The organism is Staphylococcus sp. HMSC34C02 (assembly GCF_001838705.1).
Classification (GTDB): domain Bacteria; phylum Bacillota; class Bacilli; order Staphylococcales; family Staphylococcaceae; genus Staphylococcus; species Staphylococcus borealis.
This window is the reverse complement of sequence record NZ_KV838558.1, coordinates 57,412-60,486: the sequence shown is the minus strand read 5'-3', so window position 1 is coordinate 60,486 and position 3,075 is coordinate 57,412. Positions and strand designations below refer to the sequence as shown.

2 protein-coding genes are annotated in these 3,075 nt (G+C 34.4%); both read left to right on the top strand.

Going from position 1 to position 3,075, the window contains the following annotated elements:
* The first annotated feature begins 502 nt into the window (after positions 1 to 502).
* Positions 503 to 1,570: a YkvI family membrane protein gene (locus HMPREF3239_RS01435; protein WP_053030662.1), complete on the top strand. Its 1,068-nt coding sequence runs from the start codon at positions 503 to 505 to the stop codon at positions 1,568 to 1,570.
* A 258-nt stretch (positions 1,571 to 1,828) separates the two neighbouring features.
* Positions 1,829 to 2,875: an alpha/beta hydrolase gene (locus tag HMPREF3239_RS01430; protein ID WP_070854502.1), complete on the top strand. Its 1,047-nt coding sequence runs from the start codon at positions 1,829 to 1,831 to the stop codon at positions 2,873 to 2,875.
* Positions 2,876 to 3,075: the final 200 nt, after the last annotated feature.

Genomic DNA, 3,075 nt, shown 5'->3' with positions numbered 1-3,075 from the left:
ACGAAAGTGATTTTACAAGCTAAGCAAGTTGGGGGTGCGACGAATTTAAAAGAATTCTGTCCCACTCCCAAATCCTAGTTCTCTTTTGACTTTATATATCCATTGTACAGACATTCAAGTGAAACCCAAGGTAGCCTTCATAAATTCAAAAACAGACCCCACATCAACTTTCCTTTGGTTGTAGATGATTTTTATTTTTGATTTTGGAAGCATTCTATTAATTTGGGCTTTAAAACATTCCCAATTATAATGCTTCATTCATTTTTTCTAATGTGATATTTATCATAAACGTAACATAAATTACGATGTGCTTAGTTACTTATTTATGGAAAATGAGGTAAGAATAATAATTTTTTTAGAAATTTTAAATCTTTAATAAGCGTATATAACATAGTGGTTATAGCCGATAAACGGCGTGTCGCAACTAGTATACACTGTTGCATATTATTTGTAGTACGTTATAATGCACAATGTGTCAAATTTAAGGAGGTTATATTTTCGCATGGGATTAAATAAAGAAGCTGTAAAAATTGGTTTCGCCTATGTCGGCATTGTAGTAGGTGCCGGATTCTCAACTGGACAAGAAGTTATGCAATTCTTTACACCATATGGTTTATGGTCATATATCGGTGTACTTATTTCAGGTTTAATTCTTGGTTTCATTGGTAGACAAGTAGCTAAAATAGGTACCGCGTTTGAAGCTACAAACCATGAGTCAACATTACAATATTTATTCGGAGAAAAGTTTAGCAAAATCTTCGATTATATATTAGTATTCTTTTTATTCGGTATTGCAGTTACTATGATTGCAGGCTCTGGTTCAACATTCCAAGAGAGTTTTGGTATACCTACATGGTTAGGTGCCTTAATTATGACGATTGTCATTTATTTAACATTATTATTAGACTTCAACAAAATTGTGAGCGCGCTTGGTATCGTAACACCATTCTTAATTATTATGGTAATCCTTATTGCCGTTTACTACTTATTTGCAGGTAGCGTTCCATTAAACGAAGTTAACAGTACAGTTGATAAAACAAGTGCATTTTGGGGTGTAATTAGAGGCTTAATGTACGGAGGCCTAGCTTTTGCAGTTGGCTTTAGTACGGTTGTTGCTATTGGTGGCGACGCTTCTAAACGTAAAATTTCAGGTGGAGGTGCAATGTTTGGCGGTGTGATTTACACAATCTTATTAGCCTTAATCAACTTTGCATTACAATCTGAATATCCTAAAATTAAAAATGTTGAAATTCCAACATTAACATTAGCTAATGCTATACATCCTTGGATTGGTCTTGTTTTAACTGTCATTATGTTAGCAGTTATGTACAATACAATTTTAGGACTATGCTATTCATTTGCAGCACGTTTTACAGAACCATATAGTAAAAAATATCACATTTTCATTGCTGTTATGATGGTTGCAGCGTTTATTCTAAGCTTTGTAGGATTTGCAGACTTAATTAACTTCCTTTATAACATCATGGGTGTTGTCGGTCTGTTTATCGTAGTTGCAGTATTAATTAAATATTATCTACGTAAGAGTGATAATAAAGACCATATCGCTTAGATTTAAAACAGCTATACTTTACAATTTAAATTGAATGTTTTAATGTTAAAGAGGCTGGGACATAAATAATATAATGAAGCTATTTTTGCAAATTCGCAGTAGCTGACTGAACTGAGAAGGCGCTTAATTCAAGCTTTTATCAGTTCTAGTCACCCTTGCGGGGGTGGGACAACGAATTTAAAAAGAATTCTGTCCCACTCCTTTTTCTATTAAAAAAGCGGACAAACCGTCTATAATCAATTGAAAGGATCATAAGGAATGAATACTCAGAAAAAATGGGCGATGATTACTGGTGTCACAATTATGATCGTCAGTATCGTAGTTGCTTTAGGGTTATATCACCACCAACAAGAAAGTGAGAAACGTAAACAGCAGCGTGAGAAAGTTCAAATCAATAACCCTAACGTCAAGCTATTTCAAAATATTACATACAATAATCATCTTCCTAAAAGTCAACTTGATATCATGATGCCTGATGATGTAGATAAGGATACTCAATTACCGGTTATCTTCTGGATGCACGGTGGTGGCTATGTTGCAGGTGATAAACAATACAAAAATCCATTACTATCTCAAATTGTTGAGCAAGGATATGTAGTGGTCAACGTTAACTATGCTTTAGCGCCTAACTATAAGTATCCTACACCGCTTATTCAATTTGATGATGCCATTCAATTTATTAAGCATAATAAAGACCGTTTCCCAATCGATTTAAACCAAGTCATTATCGGTGGTGATTCTGCCGGTGCACAACTAACGAGTCAATATGTTGCGATGCAAACAAACAGTACTTTACGAAACGAAATGGGATTTGAACAGCGTTTTACCCCCTCACAAATTAAAGGTGCTATCTTTTTCGGTGGGTTTTATGATATGAAGACTGTAAGAGAAACTGAATTTCCAAGAATTCAAATGTTTATGCATAGTTATACAGGTGCAACACATTGGGAAACTGATTTTAAAAATATTTCTCAAATGTCAACCATTAATCAAGTGACTAAGGATTATCCTTCAACATATTTATCAGTAGGTGATGCGGATCCTTTCTATAGTCAAAACATTGAATTTTATCGCAAATTGAAAGAGGCGAATATACCGGTAAGTACATTGTTTTATGATGGTTCACATCATTTACATCATCAATATCAATTCCATCTAGACAAACCAGAATCTAAAGAGAATATGAAACGTGTACTTGCTTTCCTAAGTAGAAATACGTCGTCATCTGGTGTAGAACAAAATTACCAATCACCATTTGATGGTTCAACAGGTTCAGATAGTCATTTTTCTTTATCTCCGTATTAGAAGCGGTGTGCTGCTAGCATTAGTTACATGATAATGAGGAAGCGTGTGAGTGACGCATAACATCATAGCTTATGTCCAATGTCCAATGATGACTATATAGTGTTGAGGCGTTTAGAGCATAGTTTATATAAAAAGGTATGTCTAACCAAAACAGTGGGAGTAGGACGAGTCCGGGACATAAATAATATAATGCAGCTATT

Coding starts and splice junctions, on each gene's coding strand:
- HMPREF3239_RS01435 (WP_053030662.1), top strand. CDS start 503: ATGGGATTAAATAAAGAAGCTGTAAAAATTGGTTTCGCCTATGTCGGC.
- HMPREF3239_RS01430 (WP_070854502.1), top strand. CDS start 1,829: ATGAATACTCAGAAAAAATGGGCGATGATTACTGGTGTCACAATTATG.